The organism is Lachnoclostridium sp. An14 (assembly GCF_002160755.1).
Lineage (GTDB): Bacteria > Bacillota > Clostridia > Lachnospirales > Lachnospiraceae > Lachnoclostridium_A.
Map to the genome: position 1 here is coordinate 1 of NZ_NFLE01000084.1, position 984 is coordinate 984.

Annotated in this window: 1 protein-coding gene; it reads left to right on the top strand. The window is 43.6% G+C overall.

From position 1 onward, the window contains the following. On the top strand, nt 1-984 hold a 984-nt coding region (locus B5E84_RS20200), incomplete at both ends, for an ISAs1 family transposase (RefSeq protein ID WP_087226757.1).

Here is a 984-nt window from a genome sequence, read left to right on the forward strand (position 1 = left end):
ATGAAGGATATTATCCTGCTCGTTTTTTTCGCTATGCTTGCAAATGCGGATGACTGGGTGGAAATGGAAGTGTTTGGAAAGGAACACGAGAAATTTCTGCGAAATTATTTGGAACTTCCTAATGGGATTCCCTCCCATGATACAATCCAGAGGGTATTTGCGATGGTGCCGTCGGAATTTTTAGAGCAATTCCAGAAAAAATGGAACGAAATGCTGAATCGTGAGGAAGGAGATAAAATTAGGAAACTGCTTGCCATTGATGGAAAAACCCAAAGGGGAAATGGAAATAAAAACCAGAAAAGGAACCATATTGTCAGTGCTGTGGATGAGAACGGCTTTTGCCTGGGTCAAAAACGGGTAGAGGAAAAGACAAATGAAATCATGGCCATCCCCGAACTGCTGGACAGTCTAACGATAAAAGGATGTATCATCACAACGGACGCCATGGGAACGCAGACGGAAATCGCGAAGAAAATTCGACAGAAACGGGCGGACTATGTGCTGGCGTTAAAGGGGAATCAGGGGAGCTTGTATGAAGATGTGAGGCTTTATTTCTCAGACCCGGAGCTGCGGGAAAAATGCGCCTATAAAAAGACAATGGAAAAAGCAAGAGGGAAAGTCGAAAAGAGGGAGTACTGGCAGACAGAAGATATAGGTTGGTTAAGCCAGAAAAAGGCGTGGCCAGGACTGAAAAGCATTCTATTGACGCGGAACACGATAAAGGGAGCAGACGGGAAGGAGCAAATAGAGGAAAGATATTTTATAAGCAGTCTGTCAACAGAGATAGAAGACGCCGCGCGAGCCGTAAGGGGTCATTGGAAGGTAGAAAGTTATCACTGGCATTTGGATGTGACGTTCCGAGAGAATGGGAACCATACGCTGGAAAAGCAGGCATCGTATAATCTAAATATCATGAGGAAGTTATCAATAAGTATCTTAAAAATGATAGAGGTAGGGAATAAACCATTAAGCCTGAAAAAGAAA